Origin of the sequence: Sphingomonas sp. Leaf242 (assembly GCF_001422045.1) — a bacterium.
In the GTDB taxonomy this organism is placed as follows: Bacteria; Pseudomonadota; Alphaproteobacteria; order Sphingomonadales; family Sphingomonadaceae; genus Sphingomonas.
Map to the genome: position 1 here is coordinate 462,237 of NZ_LMLW01000008.1, position 18,417 is coordinate 480,653.

The 18,417-nt window shown below is 67.5% G+C and carries 22 protein-coding genes; 12 read left to right on the forward strand and 10 right to left on the reverse strand.

The features are described from left to right. Positions 1-34: 34 nt before the first annotated feature. A complete protein-coding gene (locus ASF09_RS10065; protein WP_060526085.1) occupies positions 35-850 on the forward strand; it encodes a DUF1206 domain-containing protein in 816 nt (271 codons plus the stop codon). Positions 851-892: 42 nt separating this feature from the next. Then, positions 893-1,273, forward strand: coding sequence for a hypothetical protein (locus tag ASF09_RS10070; RefSeq protein ID WP_162237247.1), 381 nt, complete (start codon positions 893-895; stop codon positions 1,271-1,273). 3 nt (positions 1,274-1,276) lie between these two features. Here ASF09_RS10070 and ASF09_RS10075 read toward each other — a convergent pair whose 3' ends face one another. Both ASF09_RS10075 and ASF09_RS10080 read right to left on the reverse strand, forming a co-directional pair. Beyond that, on the reverse strand, positions 1,277-1,771 hold the full coding sequence (locus tag ASF09_RS10075; RefSeq protein WP_060526086.1) for a hypothetical protein: 495 nt from the start codon (positions 1,769-1,771) through the stop codon (positions 1,277-1,279). A gap of 258 nt (positions 1,772-2,029) precedes the next feature. Continuing rightward, positions 2,030-3,118, reverse strand: a complete 1,089-nt coding sequence (locus tag ASF09_RS10080; protein WP_060526087.1) for an alkene reductase — start codon at positions 3,116-3,118, stop codon at positions 2,030-2,032. Positions 3,119-3,202: 84 nt separating this feature from the next. On the opposite strand from ASF09_RS10080, the gene ASF09_RS10085 reads away from it, so the two are divergent. The 6 genes from ASF09_RS10085 (at position 3,203) to ASF09_RS10110 (ending at position 9,460) form a co-directional block, all read left to right on the forward strand. Beyond that, entirely contained in the window at positions 3,203-4,165 is a 963-nt protein-coding gene (locus tag ASF09_RS10085; RefSeq protein ID WP_235529782.1) for a DMT family transporter, read from the forward strand. Next, entirely contained in the window at positions 4,162-4,815 is a 654-nt protein-coding gene (locus ASF09_RS10090) for a COQ9 family protein (RefSeq protein WP_060526088.1), read from the forward strand. Before ASF09_RS10085 ends, ASF09_RS10090 begins: the two co-directional genes overlap by 4 nt. Positions 4,816-4,983: 168 nt before the next feature. After that, complete coding sequence (locus ASF09_RS10095) at positions 4,984-5,259, forward strand: FeoA family protein (RefSeq protein WP_060526089.1); 276 nt, start codon at positions 4,984-4,986, stop codon at positions 5,257-5,259. 9 nt (positions 5,260-5,268) lie between these two features. Next, complete coding sequence (feoB, locus tag ASF09_RS10100; RefSeq protein ID WP_060526090.1) at positions 5,269-7,143, forward strand: ferrous iron transporter B; 1,875 nt, start codon at positions 5,269-5,271, stop codon at positions 7,141-7,143. Positions 7,144-7,313: 170 nt separating this feature from the next. Next, a complete protein-coding gene (gene ssb, locus ASF09_RS10105) occupies positions 7,314-7,922 on the forward strand; it encodes a single-stranded DNA-binding protein (protein WP_060526091.1) in 609 nt (202 codons plus the stop codon). Positions 7,923-7,927: 5 nt separating this feature from the next. Continuing rightward, positions 7,928-9,460, forward strand: a complete 1,533-nt coding sequence (locus ASF09_RS10110) for a sensor histidine kinase (protein ID WP_443024987.1) — start codon at positions 7,928-7,930, stop codon at positions 9,458-9,460. On the opposite strand, the gene ASF09_RS10115 is transcribed toward ASF09_RS10110, so the two are convergent. The 4 genes from ASF09_RS10115 to metX form a co-directional block, all read right to left on the reverse strand. After that, positions 9,450-9,836: a response regulator gene (locus ASF09_RS10115; protein WP_060526092.1), complete on the reverse strand. Its 387-nt coding sequence runs from the start codon at positions 9,834-9,836 to the stop codon at positions 9,450-9,452. The genes ASF09_RS10110 and ASF09_RS10115 overlap by 11 nt on opposite strands. Before the next feature lie 87 nt (positions 9,837-9,923). Next, a complete protein-coding gene (gene metW, locus ASF09_RS10120; protein WP_060526093.1) occupies positions 9,924-10,529 on the reverse strand; it encodes a methionine biosynthesis protein MetW in 606 nt (201 codons plus the stop codon). Continuing rightward, positions 10,526-10,975 (reverse strand): GNAT family N-acetyltransferase, encoded by a 450-nt coding sequence (locus ASF09_RS10125; RefSeq protein ID WP_060526094.1) that lies wholly within the window; start codon positions 10,973-10,975, stop codon positions 10,526-10,528. The genes metW and ASF09_RS10125 overlap by 4 nt, the downstream gene beginning before the upstream one ends. Next, entirely contained in the window at positions 10,972-12,138 is a 1,167-nt protein-coding gene (gene metX / locus ASF09_RS10130) for a homoserine O-acetyltransferase MetX (protein ID WP_443024989.1), read from the reverse strand. The genes ASF09_RS10125 and metX overlap by 4 nt, the downstream gene beginning before the upstream one ends. Before the next feature lie 274 nt (positions 12,139-12,412). Here metX and hisC point away from each other — a divergent pair, with 274 nt between their 5' ends. Beyond that, on the forward strand, positions 12,413-13,510 hold the full coding sequence (gene hisC / locus ASF09_RS10140; protein ID WP_060526096.1) for a histidinol-phosphate transaminase: 1,098 nt from the start codon (positions 12,413-12,415) through the stop codon (positions 13,508-13,510). Beyond that, positions 13,510-14,418 (forward strand): prephenate/arogenate dehydrogenase family protein, encoded by a 909-nt coding sequence (locus ASF09_RS10145; RefSeq protein WP_060526097.1) that lies wholly within the window; start codon positions 13,510-13,512, stop codon positions 14,416-14,418. The genes hisC and ASF09_RS10145 overlap by 1 nt, the downstream gene beginning before the upstream one ends. Positions 14,419-14,577: 159 nt before the next feature. Here ASF09_RS10145 and ASF09_RS10150 read toward each other — a convergent pair whose 3' ends face one another. The 4 genes from ASF09_RS10150 to ftsE are packed head-to-tail and all read right to left on the reverse strand — an operon-like array spanning position 14,578 to position 17,412. Further along, a complete protein-coding gene (locus ASF09_RS10150; protein WP_060526098.1) occupies positions 14,578-15,258 on the reverse strand; it encodes a lysophospholipid acyltransferase family protein in 681 nt (226 codons plus the stop codon). Then, a complete protein-coding gene (locus ASF09_RS10155) occupies positions 15,255-15,791 on the reverse strand; it encodes a YdcF family protein (RefSeq protein WP_056053750.1) in 537 nt (178 codons plus the stop codon). Before ASF09_RS10155 ends, ASF09_RS10150 begins: the two co-directional genes overlap by 4 nt. Further along, a complete protein-coding gene (locus ASF09_RS10160) occupies positions 15,788-16,687 on the reverse strand; it encodes a cell division protein FtsX (RefSeq protein WP_327196570.1) in 900 nt (299 codons plus the stop codon). The genes ASF09_RS10155 and ASF09_RS10160 overlap by 4 nt, the downstream gene beginning before the upstream one ends. After that, positions 16,684-17,412 carry a cell division ATP-binding protein FtsE gene (gene ftsE / locus ASF09_RS10165; protein WP_056054749.1) on the reverse strand — a complete coding sequence of 243 codons (729 nt, stop codon included), beginning with the start codon at positions 17,410-17,412 and terminating at the stop codon, positions 16,684-16,686. The genes ASF09_RS10160 and ftsE overlap by 4 nt, the downstream gene beginning before the upstream one ends. On the opposite strand from ftsE, the gene ASF09_RS20300 reads away from it, so the two are divergent. Next, on the forward strand, positions 17,395-17,568 hold the full coding sequence (locus ASF09_RS20300) for a hypothetical protein (RefSeq protein ID WP_156359308.1): 174 nt from the start codon (positions 17,395-17,397) through the stop codon (positions 17,566-17,568). The two genes, ftsE and ASF09_RS20300, sit on opposite strands and share 18 nt — an antisense overlap. After that, positions 17,565-18,341 (forward strand): MJ0042-type zinc finger domain-containing protein, encoded by a 777-nt coding sequence (locus ASF09_RS10170; protein WP_060526099.1) that lies wholly within the window; start codon positions 17,565-17,567, stop codon positions 18,339-18,341. The genes ASF09_RS20300 and ASF09_RS10170 overlap by 4 nt, the downstream gene beginning before the upstream one ends. Positions 18,342-18,417: the final 76 nt, after the last annotated feature.

The following is an 18,417-nucleotide window of genomic DNA, read 5'->3' on the forward strand; positions in this document are numbered from 1 at the left end:
CGCGCCGTTATGCCCCCGTAACAAAGGGGCTGTCATGATCTCGGATGCGAATGCGACATTGCTCGCCAAGCTCGGCTTTGCCGCGCGTGGCGTGGTGTACGTGCTGGTCGGCTGGTTCGCGGTCGACGCGGCCCTTCGCGGTGGCAGGATCGCCGACAACCAGGGCGCGATCGGGTCGATCGCGGACGAGGCGTTCGGCCCGGTGCTGCTCGCGATCGTCGCCGCCGGCCTGCTCGGCTACGCGATCTGGCGGCTGACCGAGGCGGCGGCCAATCCCGAGCAGATCGGCAGCGACGTCAAGGGCAGCCTCAAGCGGATCGGTCATGTCGTCAGCGGGATCGCGCACCTGATCCTCGCCTGGACCGCCGCGAAGCTCGCGATGAGGACCGGATCACGCGACGCCGCCGTCTCGCCCGGCGACGAGAGCGCGCGCGACTGGACCGCGTTGCTGCTCGACCAGCCCGCCGGGCGCGTTCTGGTCGGCGCGGTCGCGGTCGGGATCCTCGTCGCGGCGTTCCAGCAGGCGCAGAAGGCGTGGCGCGGCGACTTCATCCACGACCTGCGCGGCGACGCCCCCGCACCGGGCTATGTCTGCACGATGGGCCGGATCGGGTACGGCGCCCGCGCACTGGTGTTCCTGATCGTCGCGGGGCTGTTCGCGCTCGCCGCCTGGACTGCGCATGCGAGCGACGCGGGCGGCGTGGCGGAGGCGCTGGAGCGGCTCCAATCGCAGCCGGGCGGCACGTGGCTGCTCGCGCTGACCGGGGTCGGGCTGGCGCTGTTCGGCGCCTACAGCCTGGTCGAAGCGCGCTTCCGGCGGATCCACGTCGATCTTCCGGGTACCAACTAAAGTGAAAGATAACATATCGTTAAGCTACGAGCGCTATCGACGATGAGCATGTACACGATCACCTTCGACGTTCCGAGCAAGACGCTCACCATCGTCACCGAAGGGTTCTGGTCGGTCGCGACCACTGCGGCGTTCTCCGCCGAGCTGCTCGCGCGCGGTACGGCGGCGCGGCTGTATCATGGTCGGTTCGTCGTGCTGGCCGACCTGCGCAAGGCGGCGATCCAGCCGTTGAAAGTCGTCGATGCGCTGGAGGCGATGATGCCCAAGGCGCTCAAGGTGACGTCGGCACCGATCGCTGCGGTGGTCGCGTCGCATTTGGCCAAGCTCCAGACCGAACGCTATCTGAAGGCCGAGAATTGCCGGACGTTCCTCGATATCGACGAGGCGAAGGCATGGCTGGCCGGGGATCGTACCGCCACCTGACTCCTAGTCCTGCGGGGCCGTTTCCAGCAAAGCCGCCTCGACCTCTTCGATCGTGATGCCGAACGCGCCGGCAAGCCCCGCCACCGACGCGCCGCGATCGGCGAGCGTGCGAATCCGCGCGGTGTCGACGATGGTCTTGTAGCTACGCGTGTCGCGGTCGGTCTTCGATTCCGCGCCGCTGCGCGCGAGCGCGCCCGAGCGGCGGCGTTTGGAAATCTTCAACGCCTCGACATCGTTGGTCGGCGGCGCATCGAGCCGCGCCTTGATCCGCTGATCCTCCTCGATCCGGCGCGTCTCGCGGGCGCGTTCGCGTTCCTGGGACTGGAGATCGCGTTGTGCGGCACGCGATTCGGATCGCTGTTCGGACGCGGCAAGCCGCTCCTTCGCGCGCTGCTCGCGGCCGTTGGCACGCTCCTCCGCGCGCTTTGCGGCCCGGTCGGCGGTGCCGGGCATGAGCGGCCCCGTTCCCCTGCCGCCGCTCGGCCAGCCGTCGCTCATTACACATCCTGTCGTCACCGGTGCGCCGTACGACGCAGAGGCGCGCTGCTAGGCGAACGCGGGGCGGGTGACTAGGCCGAGCGTAGCATTTCGCGGCAACTGGCCTCCGTCATGCCGGGCTTGTTCCGGCATCCACTGTTCCGCAAAATCGAGAGGATCGATCGTGCGGAACCGTAGCCCCCGGAACAGGCCCGGGGTGACGGAGTGGTTTGGGCGATCCTTGCGAATCAACGTTGGACGTCGATCCGCCTTCACCGCTTACGCGTTCGCGGTCTCGAGCGCAGGGTAGTCGATGTATCCCTCGGGACCCTGACTATACCACGTCTTCGCATCGTCCTTCGCGAGCGGTGCGCCGGTGCGCAGGCGCTCGGGGAGGTCGGGGTTGGCGATGAACGTGCGACCGAAGGTGATCGCGTCGGCATTGCCCGAATCGAGCGCGGCCTGCGCCTCCTCAACCGTCGTGTAGTCCGAGTTCACGATCAGCACGCCCTTGAAGACCTTGCGGATCGCCGGGCTGAGCTTTGGCACATCGGTCTTGCCGAAGGTGCCGTCGGGGCCGGGCTCGCGCAGTTCGAGGAACGCGATGCCGAGATCGGACAGCGCCTTGGCAGCGGCGGTGAACAGCGCCTCGGGGTTGCTGTCGTCGACACCCTGCGAATCGCCGTTGGGCGACAGGCGGACGCTGACGCGGTCGGCACCGGCGACCGAGATGACGCGCTCGGCGACTTCGCGGAGCAGGCGGACGCGGTTCTCGATTCCGCCGCCATATTCGTCGGTGCGGAAATTGGCGTTGTCGCGCAGGAACTGGTCGATCAGATAGCCATTCGCCGCGTGGATCTGCACGCCGTCAAAGCCTGCCGCGAGTGCGTTCTTCGTTGCCAGCTCGTAGTCGGCCAGCAGGCGCGGGATCTCGTTGGTCTCGAGCGGCCGTGCGACCTCGAAGTCCTGCTTGCCCTCGAACGTGTGCGCCTGGCCTTCGGTCGCGGTTGCCGACGACGACACGGGCTGCGTCTCGTAGACCGACGAATGGCCCTGGCGACCCATGTGCCACAGCTGTGCGACGATCCGGCCGCCGGCGGCGTGGACCGAGTCTGTGACGGGCTTCCAAGCGGCGACCTGCGCATCGGTCCACAGGCCAGGCGCGAACGGCCAGCCAAGGCCTTCGCGGCTGATGCCGGTGGCTTCCGAGATGATCAGGCCGGCGCTCGCACGCTGCGTGTAATACTCGACCATGATGTCGGTCGGCACCGCATCCCTGTCGGCACGCCCGCGGGTGAGCGGCGCCATGATGATGCGGTTCGGCGCTTCGACGGCACCAAGGGTAATCGGATCGAAAAGGCTAGGCATGGAAGCTCCTTATTGGCCTGACGGGCGGAAGATAGGAGGCTACAGGGCGGCATGCATCGCCCCGACCCGCAAAGATTATCTAGCGTGCCCGATACGCCGCACGGTTTGACGCCGGTTGTGGAAAGTGTTGCCGCGCCGGGACTTATCGCCTTCGCGGCGCTGGTAGTGGCGAACGTCGCGCTGGCGTTCGGGCCGTGGTTCGTGCGCGCGACCGAGGTCGGGCCGGTGGCCGCCGGGTTCTGGCGGCTGACGCTGGCGGTACCGTTCCTGGTCGTGCTCGCGGTCCAGCAGGGCGCGAGACCGATGCGGCTCGGGTGGAAACTGTGGGCGGGGCTGCTCGCGGGCGGGGTGTGCTTCGCGGCCGATCTCGGCACGTGGCATCTCGGGATCCTGCGGACGACGCTCGCCAACGCGACGCTGTTCGGCAACGTCGCGACGCTGATCTTCCCGATCTACGGATTCCTGATCGCGCGCAGTTGGCCGACGCGGACGCAAGGGTTCGCGCTCGCGTTGGCGGCGGCGGGTGGCGCGTTGCTGCTCGGGCGGTCGTATCAGCTCGATGCGAAGAACCTCGCGGGCGATCTGTTCTGCCTGCTCGCGGGGCTGCTCTACACCGTCTATTTCGTCCTGATGGCGCAGGTGCGGGCGACGCTGGCGCCGCTGTCCGCGCTGACGCTGGCGACGACCGCGGGGATCGTGCCGCTGCTCGTGTTCGCGCTGGCGATGGGCGAGCGCATAGTGCCGACGCATTGGGGGCCGCTGATCGGGCTCGCCCTGTGCAGCCAAGTGCTCGGGCAAGGCCTGATGATCTATGCGCTCGGGCGGTTCACCCCGCTGGTGATCGGGATCGCGCTGCTGATCCAGCCGGTGGTCGCTGGCGTGGTCGGCTGGCTGGTGTACGGCGAACGACTGGGCGCGGCGGATCTGGTCGGCGTCGTGATGGTGGCGGTCGCGCTGGTGCTCGTCCGCCGAGGGCCGCCCCCGATCGCGCTCCCCCTTGAAGACGCGCTTGATACGCCTGATTTTGAACGGCAGGAGACGGTATGACCCAGGACCTTACGCTCGATGAAATCCGCGCCCTGCTGGCGCCCGGCATCGCTGCCAACGCGGCGTTCGACGGCTGGAGTGACGCCGCGCGCGACATGGCTGCGGACGCGGAAGGGATCGACACCGACATTGCCGCGCTCGCGTTCAAGGACGGGCCGGTCGACATGATCGACGCGTGGTTCGCGCATATCGATAGCGTCATGCTCGCCGCGGTGCCGCCCGAGCGGTTGGCGCTCATGAAAATCCGCGAGAAGATCACCGCGCTGGTCGAGGCGCGGTTGGACGCGACGTCGATCGACCGCGAATCGTTGCGGCGTGCGCTGGCGATCCTCGCGCTTCCGCAGAATCTGGCGAAGACGACACGGCTCGGCTGGCGGACGGTCGACACGATCTGGCGTGCCGCTGGCGATGTTGCGACGGACTATAATTACTACACCAAGCGGACGATCCTGCTCGGCGTGTATGCGTCGACGATCACGGTGTTTCTCGATGACGAGAGCGAGGGGCTTGCCGAGACGCGCGCGTTCCTTGGTCGGCGGATCAACGGGATCATGCAGTTCGAAAAGGCCAAGGCCGGGTTCCTCAAGCGTACCGAGCACGGTTTCAGCCTGTCGCGATTCGTCGGCCGCCTGCGCTATCCGACGACTTGAGGCGGGTCGTTAATCCCGTCATCCTGGGCTCGACCCAGGATCCAGAGGCGCGGACGATGACTTACGTGGCTCTGGATCCTGACTTTCGTCAGGATGACGGAGCGTTATCGGTCAGTTGATCGGCTTTGGGCTTTCCTTCGACCGGCGTTACTGATAATCAGTCGCATCATGGACACTCGCCCCGATCGTTCCGTCAGCCTCGAAACGCTGCCTCGCAAGCAGCATGCGATTGTCGCCGCGATCGAATGGGCGCGACTCGCCGGGCCAGAAGCACGTCGGTTGCGCGAACTGGGCTTCGACGAGGGTGTCGATGTCGAGGTCCTGCACCGCGCGACTCTCGGCCAGGGCCCGATCGCCTGCCGGATCGGCCGCATGACCGTCGCGCTGCGCCGGGCCGTCGCGGGCGCGATCCACGTCTCGCCAATGCCTGCCGCGGCTGAATAATCCCATAAAATGAACGCAGCACCGCTGGTTGCGCTGGTCGGCAATCCCAATGCCGGCAAGAGCGCGCTGTTCAACGCGCTCACCGGTGCGCGGCAGAAGGTCGGCAATTATCCCGGCGTCACGGTCGAGCGGAAGGTCGGGCGGCTGATGCTCGACGACGGCCGGCCCGTAGAGCTGGTCGACCTGCCCGGCGCGTACAGTCTCGAACCCTCCTCCCCCGACGAGCGAGTCACGCGCGACGTCGTCACCGGCACGCAGGATGGCGAGCGCCTTCCCGACGCATTGGTCGTCGTCGTCGATGCCGCCAATCTCGACAACCATCTCCGCTTCACGCTCCAGCTGATCGCGCTCGGCCTGCCGGTCGTCGTCGCGCTCAACATGGTCGATCTTGCCGAGCGCGACGGGCTGAAGCTCGATCCCAAGGTGCTCGAACGCGAACTCGGCGTACCGGTGATTCCGACCGTCGCGGTGCGCAAGCGTGGCCTCGACGAGTTGAAGGCGGCACTCTCAAGCATCGTCGTCAACGGCCCCATGCGCCTCCGGAAATCCGATGGAAGCGTACAGGACGACATCGTCACGCTCCAGCGCCGCGCCCGCCAGATCGCAACGTCCGCGACCGTCTCCGAGACGCAGGTCCGCCGCTGGACGCACATGCTCGACGCGGTCGCGCTGCACCCCGTCGCCGGGCCGATCCTGCTGCTGGCGATCATGTTCCTGATGTTCCAGGCGGTGTTCAGCTGGGCACAGCCGTTCATGGACGCGATCGATGCGGGGTTCACCGCGTTGCAGGGGTTCCTGACCGCCGAACTGCCCGATTCGCTGCTCCGCTCGCTGCTGGTCGACGGCGTGATCGCGGGCGTCGGTGCGGTGATCGTGTTCCTGCCGCAGATCCTGATCCTGTTCCTCTTCATCCTCGTCCTCGAGGCGAGCGGCTACATGGTCCGCGCGGCGTTCCTGATGGACCGGGTGATGGCGAGCGTCGGGCTGTCGGGTCGCGCATTCATCCCGCTGCTGTCGAGCTTCGCCTGCGCGATTCCGGGCATCATGGCGACGCGGACGATCGACGACGAGAAGGACCGCCTGACCACGATCCTGATCGCGCCGCTGATGACGTGTTCCGCGCGCCTGCCGGTCTACACGCTGATCATCGGCGCGTTCATCCCGAACACGCAGGTGCTGCCGTTCGTCGGGTTGCAGGGGCTGGTGATGCTCGGGCTGTACGTGATGGGCATTGTCGGTGCCTTCGTCGCCGCGCTGGTGCTGCGCCGGACAGTGACCAAGGGCGTGTCGTCGGGCTTCATGATGGAGATGCCCAAATACCAGTGGCCGCAGTGGCGCGACGTCGGCATCGGGCTTTGGAGCCGCGCGCAGATCTTCCTGAAGCGCGCCGGCGGGATCATCCTGACCTCGACGATCATCCTGTGGGTGCTGCTGAGCTTCCCCAAGCCGCCCGAGCAGCCCGCCGGCGCGCCGAAGATCTCTGCGGTCGATTACTCGGTCGCCGGCCGCATCGCCAACGGCATCGCGCCGATCTTCGCGCCGATCGGCTTCAACCGCGACATCGTCCTCGCGCTGATCCCGGCGATGGCCGCACGCGAAGTCGCGGTCGCGGCGATCGGCACGGTCTATGCGATCGACGATCCGGACAGCAACCAGGGCGGCAAGGCGATGGTCGAGAACCTGCGCGGCCGCTGGAGCCTGCCGACCGCGCTCGCCTTCCTGATGTGGTTCGTGTTCGCGCCGCAGTGCATTTCGACGATCGCCGTCACCCGTCGCGAGACCAATGGGTGGAAATGGCCCGCCTTCATGGTTGGCTATTTGTTCGCCGCCGCGTACATCATGGCGGGTATCACATACTGGCTGGCGGTAGCCGCGGGTTTGTAGGTGATGCACTGAGCGGACTCCAAATCCGTTCAAGGCGTAGGTCCTGGTCCTTCTCCCCAGAAGCGATCATCCCTTCCACCGGGTAATCTGCACCCAGGTCCTACGCCGTTACCGTATATTCGTTCATGCTCGTCTGAGCAATCAAACCTTACTAGTGGAGTCCTGGGTTCGTGGCAGGCAGCGTCAACAAGGTCATCATCGTCGGCAATCTGGGTCGCGACCCGGAGAGCAAGGCGTTCCAGAACGGCGGCAAGGTCGTCAATCTGCGCATCGCGACATCGGAGTCCTGGAAGGACAAGATGTCGGGCGAGCGCAAGGAAAAGACCGAATGGCATTCGGTCGCGATCTTCAACGAAGGCCTGGCGAACGTCGCGGAGAAGTATCTCCGCAAGGGCTCGAAGGTCTATATCGAAGGCGCGCTCCAGACCCGGAAGTGGCAGGACGCGCAGGGTCAGGACAAGTATTCGACCGAGATCGTGCTGCAGGGCTTCAACAGCGTGCTGACGATGCTCGACGGTCCGAACGGCGGCGCAGGCGGTGGTGCAGGCGGGGGTGCAGGCGGCGGCGGTGGTAGCCGCGGCGGTGGCGACGACTGGGCCGGCGGCGGTGGCGGCAACGACTTCGGCGGTGGTTCGTCGGGCGGCGGCGGTTACGGGGGCGGCGGTGGTCGTGGCGGCAGCGCACCCTCGGGCGGCGGTAGCGGTGGCGGCGCACGCGGCGGCAGCTTCGGCCAGACCGGTGGCTTCTCGGACGATCTCGACGACGACGTGCCGTTCTGATCTCCGTGACGACGCTGGATTCCGTCCCCGCGACCGCCGTGTTCGACGAGGCCGAGCGTTCGCGCGTCATCGCGGCGTACGACGTCGCGGGCGCGCGTGCGAAGGGCCAGCTCGACGACATCGTGGCGTTCGCGGCCGAGTTGTGCGGCGCGCCGGTCGCGTTGCTGAGCCTGGTCGAGGACGAGTATCAGCGCTTCCTGTCGCGCACCGGCACCGACCTCGAGCAGACGCCGCGCAGCATGTCGTTCTGCGCGCACGCGATGCATCATCACGAGGTGATGGAGGTGGCGGATACGCTGGAGGATCCGCGCTTCGTCGACAACGCGCTGGTGACCGGGCCGCCCTATGTGCGGTTCTACGCGGGGGCGCCGCTGGTCTCCAGCGAAGGCGTGCCACTGGGTGCGCTCTGCGTGCTGGCACCCCGTCCGCGCGAGGGGCTCACCCGGTTCCAGCGCGATGGCATGACGCTGCTGGCGAAGGCGGCGATGGGGCGGCTCGACGATCGTCGTTCGGCACGCGAGCAGGCGATGGCCGACGCCGACGCGCGCCGTACGCTTGAGGCAAGCGACCTGAAGTTCCGCACGCTCGCGGACACGATGCCGCAGATGGTGTGGTCGACGCTGCCCGATGGCTTCCACGACTATTTCAACGCGCGCTGGTACGAGTTCACCGGGACGCCCGTGGGGACGACCGACGGTGAGGGCTGGAACGACATGTTCCACCCCGAGGACCAGGATCGCGCCTGGGCGATCTGGCGCCAGTCGCTCGACTCGGGCGAGCCGTACAATATCGAATACCGGCTGCGACATTACGACGGCACGTATCGCTGGGTGCTCGGCCGCGCGCTGCCGGTGCGCGACGAAAACGGCACGATCACGCGCTGGTTCGGGACGTGCACCGACATCCACGAGCAGAAGCTCGCCTATGAGGAGCGCGAGGTCATCAGCCAGGAGCTGAGCCACCGCATCAAGAACATCTTCGCGGTGATCGCCGGGCTGATCGCGTTTTCCGCGCGGGGGAAGCCCGAGTTCATGGGTATCGCGACCGACCTGCGTCACCGCATCAACGCGCTCGGCCGCGCGCATGACTTCGTCCGCCCGCACAGCGCCAACTCGCGTCCAGCCGCCGCGCAAAACAGCCTGCACGGTCTGTTGCAGGAGTTGTTCGAGCCGTATCAGCGTATCGATGGCGCACGCCTCAGCGTCACCGGCGACGACGTGACGATCGACGATCGCTCCGCCACGCCGCTGGCCTTGCTGTTCCACGAGCTCGCCACCAATGCGACCAAGTACGGCGCACTCGCGACCGAACTCGGCACGGTCCAGATTACCGTTGCGGCGAACGATGATTCGGTGACGCTGCATTGGCGGGAAGTGGGCGGCCCGGCGGTCACCAAGCCGACTATGCCCGCCGGCTTCGGCACGCAGCTGATCGAAATGAGCGCCGTGCGTCAGCTGGGCGGCACGGTGAACCGGATCTGGAACGACACCGGTCTGGTCGTCGAACTGACTATTCCGAAGCCTGCGTTCAGCCGCTGACGACCCGGATCACGTCGTCGTGGGCGATAGCCTCTTCCTCGCACGCTAACGCCGCTGCAGCGAGGATAGCCGCGTCGCTGAACGGCTTGCGGATATAGCCGAGGCATTCCGCATCGCCGATCTGCGACGGGTTGGCGGTTACGAACACGACCTTGACGCCGTACTCCCGCGCCATCCGCCTGGCGATCTCCGGTCCGGTCGGTCCGTCGCGCAGATTGATGTCGACGAACGCGAAGCTGCATCCCGGGGCCGCCGCGATCGCGCTGTCGCGATCGGCCGCGATTCCCGCCACATCGTACCCGGCATCGACGAGGATTCTCTCGAGGTCGAGCGCGACGAAAATCTCGTCTTCGACAATGAGGGCGGTCTTGGTCATCGGCGGAGTAACCAGCCGCCCGACGATCGGTTCCGCTGCGATACTGATCTGAATTAGTATCCCGTAACAAATTGTATATTTTTTTTACTATTTTCCGCGTCGCAGCAGGAACACCGCGTGTTCCGCGAACAGGTTGGCCGCCGCCGCGCCGGTACGCTTGTCGCCCGACAGGAACCACGCATCCTCGACAACGATCCCGCGCGCTTTCACGAAGGCGCGAAAATCGTCGATCGTGACGTGGTGGATGTTAGGCGTGTCGTACCAGCGTTCGGGCAATTGCCGCGTGACCGGCATGCGGCCTCCCCACAGAAGCGACCCCCTCACCCGCCAGTGCGCGAAATTGGGGAAGCTGACGAACGCCTGCCGACCGATCCGCAGCAGATGATCCAGCACCAGGTCGGGCGCACGCGCGGTCTGCAACGTCTGGCTGAGGATCGCGTAATCGAAGCTCGCGTCGGGATAGCCGGCGAGGTCGATATCCGCATCGCCCTGGATGACCGACAGACCGCGCGCGACCGCGGAGGCGACGTTGCGCGCGTCGATCTCCAGGCCACGCACATCGACGTCGCGGGTGTCGCGCAAGGCCGCCATCAACGCGCCGTCGCCGCAGCCGATGTCGAGCACGCGGCTGCCTTGCGCGACGTTCTGGGCGATGACCGCGAGGTCGGCACGCAGTGTTTCGGGGGGCGTCATGGCGCGGTCCGTAATTGCTCGGCGAGACCCGGCGCGAGGCGTTCCATGTAGCGGTCGGCGCGGACCAGCGGATGGAAGCCGAGCCCCGCATAGACGCCGTGCGCATCGGCCGTGACGAGCCCGATCCGCCGCAGCCCGGCGAATGACGGATGATCGAGGAACCAGCGCACCATCTGCCGCCCGAGCCCCTGCCCCCGCACGGCTTCGTCGACCCAGACGTCGGCGAGCCACGCGAAGGTCGCATGATCGGTGATCATCCGCGCGAACCCGACCTGCCGATCTCCGCCATCGGGGTCGTCCCGATAGGCACCGAGACAATGCGACCCGGCGATCGCGCGTTCGACCAGCGTGCGCTCGATCCCGGGCGACCAGTAACTGCTCGCCAGCCAGCCGTGGATGCGGTCGACCTGCAACTTGCCTGCGTCGTCGGACAGGATGATCGTCATCGGCCGGCCCTCAGGAAGCCGTCGACGACCCGGTTCAGGTCGGGCGCCTCCAGCAGGAACGCGTCGTGGCCGTACGGGCTCGACAGCTCGACGAAGCTGACCGGTGCGCCGGCTGCGTTCAGCGCCTGGACGATCGCGCGCGATTCGGCGGTCGGGTAGAGCCAGTCGGTGTCGAAGCTGACGAGGCAGAACCGCGATTTGGTCGCACGGAAGGCGTTGGCGAGCAGCCCGCCATGCTCCTCGGCCAGATCGAAATAATCCATCGCGCGCGTGATGTAGAGGTACGAGTTCGCATCGAACCGATCGGTGAAGGCGAGCCCCTGGTGGCGCAGATAGCTCTCGACCTGAAAATCCGCGTCGAACCCAAACGATTTCGCGTCGCGCGCCTGGAGCCGCCGCCCGAACTTCTCGGTCAGCCCCGCTTCCGACAGATACGTGATGTGCGCCGCCATCCGCGCGACCGCGAGACCCGCAGTCGGCGCGGCGTCGTCGTGATACTCGCCGCCACGCCAGTTCGGATCGGCCATCACCGCCTGCCGCCCGACCTCGTGGAACGCGATGTTCTGCGCGGTATGCCGCGCGGTCGAGGCGATCACGACGCAGGCCTTCACGCGGTCGGGGAAGGTCGCGGGCCAGCTTAGCGCCTGCATCCCGCCCATCGATCCGCCGACCACCGCGTGAAGTATTCCGATTCCGAGATGATCGAGCAGCATCGCCTGCGCGCGAACCATGTCGCGGATCGTGATGACCGGGAAACTCATCGCCCAAGGCCGCCCCGTCGCAGGGTTGATCGTCGCGGGGCCGGACGTGCCCATGCAGCTGCCAAGCACGTTGGCACAGACGACGAAGTGCCGCGCGGGGTCGATCGGCTTGCCTTCGCCGACCATGCGCGTCCACCAGCCGGGCTTGCCGGTACGCGGGTGGTGCGAGGCGACATGCTGGTCCCCGGTCAGCGCATGACAGATCAGGACGGCGTTCGAAGCGTCTGCGTTGAGCGTGCCGTAGGTCTCGTACGCGATGTCCACGGGCGACAACAGCACGCCGCCATCGAGCCGCAGCGGCCCCGGCAACGTGACACGCCGCGCGAGGCCGAAGCGCTGGTCGGTGTCGTGGCCGGTGCTGGGGTCAGTGGCAGGCGTGTCGAGCATGCCGCGCGCTACCATAAGCGGCCGCCGTCATACCAGCGCGGTGGTCCGGACTTGGGTACGATCCTACCCCTACCCCTGTCGGGCGCGGACCGTCCGAACCACACCGTCATCCTGACGAAAGTCAGGACCCAGGGTAACGAGCGGTGACATCCGTGGCTCTGGGTCCTGACTTTCGTCAGGATGACGGATGGGAGTGGCGTCCGGCTCTATGCCACCCTCCCCCACTCCCACGCACAAAGATTGCCACCGCGCCACCGCGCCCGCTATGTCCCGCGCCATGACAAACATCATGCCCGCACCCGCGCCGAAGCCCTGGATCCTGGGGATCGCGCCGTACACGCCCGGTCGCTCGACGACCGACGATGGCCGCACGGTAATCAAGCTGTCGTCGAACGAAAATCCGCTCGGCACCAGCCCCGCCGCGAAGGCCGCATTCGACGCCGCCGACCGCACGCTGGAACGCTATCCGGACGCGGGCGCGGTCGAGCTGCGCGAGGCGCTGGCGGCGCATTACGACCTCGACCCGGCGCGCGTGATCTACGGCACCGGCTCCGACGAGATCCTGCATCTGGTCGCGGGCGCCTATGCGGGCCCCGGCGACGAGATCATCCATGTCCGCTACGGTTTCGCGGTCTACGAAATCGCGACGCGACGGGTCGGTGCCGAGCCGGTGATCGTCGACGACCGCGACTACGCCACCGATGTCGACGCGATCCTCGCTGCGGTGACAGAGCGTACGCGCGTCGTGTTCGTCGCCAACCCGAACAACCCGACCGGCACGTTCACGCCGCGCGCGGAAATCGCGCGGCTGCATGCGGGGCTGCCCAAGTCGGTGCTGCTCGTGCTCGATCAGGCCTATGCCGAATATCTCTCGCCCGAGGAGGACGATGCCGGCCTCGCCCTGGCGATGACCGAGGCGAACGTGCTCGTCACGCGGACCTTTTCGAAGATTCACGGGCTGGCCGCCGAGCGGATCGGCTGGGGCTATGCCTGCGCGCCGATCATCGACGCGATGCACCGCATCCGCGCACCGTTCAACGTCACCACCGCGGGGCAGGCCGCCGCAGTCGCCGCGATCGGCGACACCGCCTTCGTCGACGCGACGCGCGCGCACAACGACACGTGGCGCGGCTGGTTCGTCGAGCAGATCGGGCAGATGGGCAATGCCGGGCTTCGCGCCGTACCGTCGAAGGCGAACTTTGTGCTCGTGCTGTTCGAGGGCAAGCTGACCGCCGACGCCGCGTATCACGGGCTGATGGACGCGGGTTACATCGTCCGCTGGCTGCCGGGTCAGGGCCTGCCCAACGCGCTCCGCATCACGATTGGTACCGAGGCGGAAACGCGCGGCGTGACCGCGGCGCTGCGCAACCTGGTCGAAGCCGCCTGATGCTGCCGTTCGCGCGCGTCACGATCATCGGGCTGGGTCTGATCGGCTCGTCGGTCGCGCGCGCGGTGCAGGCGACGATGCCGACGGTCCGCGTCACCGGCTACGATGCAGATGCGAGCGTGCGCGAAGCTGCGGACCGGCTGCAGTTCTGTGACGACGTTGCGGACTCGGCCGGCGCGGCGGTGATCGACGCCGACCTCGTGATCCTGTGCGTGCCCGTCGGCATCATGGGAGCGGTCGCCGCAGAGTTTGCGGCCGAACTGCCGGCGGATGCGATCGTCAGCGACGTCGGCAGCTGCAAGGCCGAGATCGTCCGTGCGCTGACCGAAGCGCTACCGAACGCGACCGTCATCCCGGCGCACCCGGTCGCGGGCACCGAGCGAAGCGGCCCGGAGGCTGGCTTCGCGACGCTGTTTCGTCACCGCTGGTGCATCGTCACGCCCCCCGAGGGCGCCGACCCGGTCGCGGTCGAGCGCGTCTCCGAATTCTGGCGCAGGCTCGGCGCGCAGGTCGAGACGATGGCCCCCGAGCATCACGACCGCGTCCTCGCCGTCACCAGCCATCTGCCGCATCTGATCGCCTATACGATCGTCGGCACTGCGGGCGACCTGGAGGAAGTGACGCAGTCGGAGGTCATCAAATATTCCGCGGGCGGTTTCCGCGATTTCACGCGCATCGCGGCGTCGGACCCGACGATGTGGCGCGACATCTTCCTCAACAACCGCGAGGCGGTGCTGGAGATGTTGCAACGCTTCTCGGAGGACCTGAGTCATCTCCAGCGCGCGATCCGCTGGGGCGATGGCGATGCGCTGTTCGACCTGTTCACGCGAACCCGGGCGATCCGCCGGAGTATTGTCGAGCAGGGGCAGGACGATGACGTGCAGGATTTCGGGCGTACGCACGGGTAAGGGGCTCTCCACTCACTTACACGCCACCTCGGCGGAGGCCGGGGCCCAGTTGGGTAGGCCGGAGTAACGGCTCGCAACGCAGATTAGCGACGTCCCCCAATTGGGCCCCGGCCTCCGCCGGGGTGGTGGGCTGCTTGGGGGGGGGTGCCTCCCCCGACGTTAGTCCAGCGCGTTCATCGCCGCATGGACTCGCTGCTCGGCCTCCTCGCGCGGCAAGCCGGGCGGCACCACTTCGCCGAACCGGAAGGTGATCACCCCCGGTAGCTTCGGCCCCTTTTTCGGCCACACCAGCCCGCTGTCGCACGCGATCGGCACCGTCGGCATCTTCAGCGCACGATACAGCCCGGCAAACCCCGGCTTCAATGGCGGATGCTCGCCCGGTGATACCCGCGTCCCTTCCGGAAAAATGAGGATCGAACGCCCGGTCGCCTTCGCCGCGGTCGCCTCGCGCATCATGCTCCGCATCGCCGTCGCCGAAGCCTCGCGGTCGACGACGATCGCGCCGTAGCGCCGCGCTGCCCAACCCCAGGCCGGGATATCCGCAAGCTCGCGCTTCAACACGATCGCGGGGCCATCGAGCAACGCCTGCAATTCGAGCGTCTCGAACATCGCCTGGTGCTTGCACGCGTAGAACGCCGGCTCGATCGGCCGTGTCCCTTCCACGCGGATATGCACGCCGAGGATCACGCGCGCGCACCACCGATGGAAGCGCGTCCAGATCGTCGAATGCACGATCACCGCGCGCGAGCCGAACAGCGCCGAGATCGGCACGGTCACCACGATCGGCACCGAGATCGTGTAGAAAACGAGCATGAACGCCCAGTTACGCAGCCAGATCATCCGCCATATCCAATCCACAACGCGATCCGGCGAAGGATCAACTTGTTATATTCGTTGACCAAGGTCCCGAGCCGCGGCGTGCCCGGCACACCGTCGCCAAGGATCACGACATTCTTGTCGAGCGCCGCCGCCAACTCCATCCGCGCACGCGCGACGTGCCAGTCCGACGTTACCAGCCGCACCGACCGGTATTTGTGCACGCGCACCCACTGCGCGGTTTCCTCGGCGTTCGACCGCGTATCGACCGCGTCCGCGCCGAGATCGATGCAGCATGCGAACAACGCGGGCGACGTCCGATACTCCAGTGCGAGATCAATCGGCCGCACCCCCGGCGCGACGCCCGTCACCAACATCCGCTTCGCCTGGTGATCGCGGAGGAGCGCGATCCCGCGGTCGATCCGCCCTGCCCCACCGGTCGGCACGACGATCGCGTCCGAGGTGAACCCGTCGAGCGGCTTGGGCAACAGCAGCATGAACACCGCGAACCCGAACGCCCAGGCGAGCGCCATGATGCCGAACAGCCGGACGATCACAGTATATGCCTCAGCGCGCGGACGATCGTCACGCGCGCGGCGAGCGTGGCAAGGACGACGAACGCGATCGGGAGCAGCGCAAGCACCACCCAGTCGACTCCGCCGAGCGTCACCCCGCCAAGCAGTTCGGAGCCCAGCCCGTGCAACCGGATGCCGATGAACGCGATCACCAGCAACGCCGTGATGCCGCCGCCGACACCACCGATCGTCGCGTCGAGCGCGATCCGCCGCTGGAACAACCGCGCGACCTGCAGATCGGTCGAGCCGAGCATGTGCATCACCGCGATCGTCGCGTGATGCGTCTGGAGCCCCGCGCGCGCGGCAAGCACGACGACCGCGGCGGTCGCGCTCGCCATCAGCAGGATTAGCGCCAGCGCGAGGAACGTCAGCGAGCGCATCACATCGTTGACGGGGGACATCCAGCTTTCGTGGCGATCGACGCGGACGATCGGGCTCAGGCGCCGCACTGTCGCCGCGACGCGCACAGCCGCCGCCCTGTCATGATCGGCGAGGTCGACGTCGATCATCGCCGGCACGGGCAATTGCGGGTCGGCACCATCGGATCCGAGCCAGGGCTGCAGCAGTCGCGTGAGTTCGGCGCGATCGACCGGCGTCGCCGTCGCGACCGCCGGCATCGTCCGCAGCGCCGCCAGCACGCGCGCCGCGACGGCGTCACGCCGCACGGGATCGCCATCGACGACCTGCACCGTCAACCGCCCCGCCAACTGCCGATCGAGCAACCGCGCCGCACCCGCGGTCGCCAGTCCAAGGGCGGCGGCGAGCATCGTCAGGAACAGCATGATCGCCATCACCCACGTCATCGCGCGCAGGCCGCCGGCTTCGTCGAGCACCCGGCGTTCGGCCGACGACCGGGCTTTGATGGCGCGACTCATCATTCGGGCCGCGTCGGTGGATAGCGCAGCGAGCCGGTCGGATCGAGCAGCCGCCCGCGATCGAGCCGCATCATCTGCGCGCCCGGAATCCGCCCGAGCAGGTGGAAGTCGTGCGTCGCGACGACGACGGTCGTCCCCAGCTTGTTGAGCGATTCGAACAGGTGGAGCAACCGCTCGGCCATGTCGGGGTCGACATTGCCGGTCGGCTCGTCCGCGACGAGGATCTCGGGGCGTGCAATGACGGCGCGGGCGATCGCGACGCGCTGTTGCTCGCCGCCCGACAGCGTCGCCGGGCGCGCGTCGGCACGGTCGCCGAGCCCGACCCAGGCGAGCATCTCGCGCACCGGTTGCTCGATATCCGCCTCGGGCATGCCGGCGACGCGCAACGGCAACGCGATATTGTCCCAGGTCGACAGATGCGGGACGAGCCGGAAATCCTGGAACACCACGCCGATCCGCCGCCGGAACCCGGGCAGCCGGTCGCGCGACAGCACCACCGCGTCCTCGCCGAACAGCCGGATCACGCCGCGCGTCGGCCGCTGTGCGAGATACAGGAGCTTCAGCAACGACGTCTTCCCCGCACCGCTCGCGCCGGTCAGGAAATAGAACGCACCGCTGCGCAGCGTGAAGCTGAGGTCCGACAGCGTCTCCGGCCCGGCGTCCGGTCCCGAATCTGACTCCGTGCCGTAACGAAGCCCGACATTCTCGAATTGGACGATATTCGCCATGACGTGGTTGCGCCCGCTTTCGCCCGCTTGATGCCCGTATCGGCGCTTTCGCATGAAAGCGCGCGCCGCTTCAAGCTTGCCACCTATGCGGGCCGCGTGCTTATTCGGCACAAGACCGGTCGCGCTCCAGCGGCCGCTGGTGAAGCGCATCCATGATCCTCCAATGTCCCGAGTGCAGCACGCGCTATCTGGTTCCCGACAGCGCGATCGGGACCGAGGGGCGCACCGTGCGCTGCGCCAATTGCAAGCACAGCTGGTTCCAGGGACCCGCCGCGGCCCCCGACGCCGTGGTCGACATGCCGGAATCGACCCCGCTCCCGCCAGCGCCCGCCCCGCTTGCCCCGCTGCCCCGCGCGCCGATCGCCGACGTATCCGAGCGGTTCGCGGCGGTCGCTCCAGCGCCGACGCCGACCCCGCAGCCTGCCCAGGCCGAGCCCGAACCCGCGTTCGTCGCGCCGACCTACCAAGCGGTCGCCGAGCAGCCGCCGTTCCGTCCGCGCCGCAACACGACCCGGCGCTGGACGATCGTCGCGGTCATCGCCGGGCTGCTGATGCTGCTCGCGGCAGGCGCGATCGTCTATCTCGGCGCGCCGGGTGTCGCCGCCAAGCTCGGCATCGGCGTCGCGACCGACGACAGCCCGCTGCGGCTGCGCGACAACCCGATCGAGCGGCGCGAACTCGACAACGGCTCCGAGCTGTTCGCAGTCAGCGGCCAGGTGAGCAACCCCTCGGACCAGCGCCAGCGCGTGCCGGACATCCGGGCCGAACTCCGCGATGCGCAGGGGCGGCTGGTGTATAGCTGGACGATCACCCCGCAGCAGCGCACGCTCGCGCCCGGCGGGACGATCGATTTCAATTCGGCGACGCTGAACGTGCCGGCGAACTCGAAGCGGCTCGAGCTGAGTTTCGCAGGGGAGTCGACCCGCTAACGGCGACACGCGTCGATCTGGCAGCGGCGGCCGAGCGTCGCAAAATCGGCGTTTGCGGTCTTCGCCTACGACTTTC

What these genes read in the sequence shown, in the direction of transcription:
- ASF09_RS10170 (WP_060526099.1), top strand. Translation starts at nt 17,565, where the DNA reads ATGATCCTCCAATGTCCCGAGTGCAGCACGCGCTATCTGGTTCCCGAC.
- metW (WP_060526093.1), bottom strand. Translation starts at nt 10,529, where the DNA reads ATGACGCCCCCCGAAACACTGCGTGCCGACCTCGCGGTCATCGCCCAG.
- ASF09_RS10145 (WP_060526097.1), top strand. Translation starts at nt 13,510, where the DNA reads ATGCTGCCGTTCGCGCGCGTCACGATCATCGGGCTGGGTCTGATCGGC.
- ASF09_RS10150 (WP_060526098.1), bottom strand. Translation starts at nt 15,258, where the DNA reads ATGATCTGGCTGCGTAACTGGGCGTTCATGCTCGTTTTCTACACGATC.
- ftsE (WP_056054749.1), bottom strand. Translation starts at nt 17,412, where the DNA reads ATGGCGAATATCGTCCAATTCGAGAATGTCGGGCTTCGTTACGGCACG.
- ASF09_RS10070 (WP_162237247.1), top strand. Translation starts at nt 893, where the DNA reads ATGAGCATGTACACGATCACCTTCGACGTTCCGAGCAAGACGCTCACC.
- hisC (WP_060526096.1), top strand. Translation starts at nt 12,413, where the DNA reads ATGCCCGCACCCGCGCCGAAGCCCTGGATCCTGGGGATCGCGCCGTAC.
- ASF09_RS10160 (WP_327196570.1), bottom strand. Translation starts at nt 16,687, where the DNA reads ATGATGAGTCGCGCCATCAAAGCCCGGTCGTCGGCCGAACGCCGGGTG.
- ASF09_RS10075 (WP_060526086.1), bottom strand. Translation starts at nt 1,771, where the DNA reads ATGAGCGACGGCTGGCCGAGCGGCGGCAGGGGAACGGGGCCGCTCATG.
- ASF09_RS10065 (WP_060526085.1), top strand. Translation starts at nt 35, where the DNA reads ATGATCTCGGATGCGAATGCGACATTGCTCGCCAAGCTCGGCTTTGCC.
- ASF09_RS10095 (WP_060526089.1), top strand. Translation starts at nt 4,984, where the DNA reads ATGGACACTCGCCCCGATCGTTCCGTCAGCCTCGAAACGCTGCCTCGC.
- ASF09_RS10080 (WP_060526087.1), bottom strand. Translation starts at nt 3,118, where the DNA reads ATGCCTAGCCTTTTCGATCCGATTACCCTTGGTGCCGTCGAAGCGCCG.
- ASF09_RS10090 (WP_060526088.1), top strand. Translation starts at nt 4,162, where the DNA reads ATGACCCAGGACCTTACGCTCGATGAAATCCGCGCCCTGCTGGCGCCC.
- metX (WP_443024989.1), bottom strand. Translation starts at nt 12,138, where the DNA reads ATGGTAGCGCGCGGCATGCTCGACACGCCTGCCACTGACCCCAGCACC.
- ASF09_RS10115 (WP_060526092.1), bottom strand. Translation starts at nt 9,836, where the DNA reads ATGACCAAGACCGCCCTCATTGTCGAAGACGAGATTTTCGTCGCGCTC.
- feoB (WP_060526090.1), top strand. Translation starts at nt 5,269, where the DNA reads ATGAACGCAGCACCGCTGGTTGCGCTGGTCGGCAATCCCAATGCCGGC.
- ASF09_RS10125 (WP_060526094.1), bottom strand. Translation starts at nt 10,975, where the DNA reads ATGACGATCATCCTGTCCGACGACGCAGGCAAGTTGCAGGTCGACCGC.